This window comes from Ralstonia sp. ASV6 (assembly GCF_016429285.1).
In the GTDB taxonomy this organism is placed as follows: domain Bacteria; phylum Pseudomonadota; class Gammaproteobacteria; order Burkholderiales; family Burkholderiaceae; genus Ralstonia; species Ralstonia flaminis.
The window spans coordinates 1-314 of record NZ_JAELUI010000582.1; the positions used below are offsets into that span (position 1 = coordinate 1).

A 314-nucleotide genomic window follows, 5' to 3' on the forward strand; every position below is an offset into this window, starting at 1 on the left:
TTCGGTCGATTCTTCGAAGCGTTCTCATCCGCGCTGCCGCATGTGCCACGCGCTGAACTCGGCTGGCGCCTGCATTTCTCGCTCAAGGCGCTCGCGGGCGTGCTGGCCGGCGATGACCTCAACAACCCTGTCTCTTATACACATCTGACGCTGCCGACGAAGGCCGTGGAGTGTAGATCTCGGTGGTCGGCGGATCATTAAAAAGGGGGGGGGGGGGGGGGGGGGGGGGGGGGGGGGGGGGGGGGGGGGGGGGGGGGGGGGGGGGGGGGGGGGGGGGGGGGGGGGGGGGGGGGGGGGGGGGGGGGGGGGGGGGG

Annotated in this window: 1 pseudogene; it reads left to right on the forward strand. The window is 73.9% G+C overall.

The window, feature by feature from the left end:
• A pseudogene (locus tag JHD73_RS28565) lies at positions 1-126 on the forward strand (TetR/AcrR family transcriptional regulator); the annotation flags it as partial.
• Positions 127-314 lie beyond the last annotated feature (188 nt).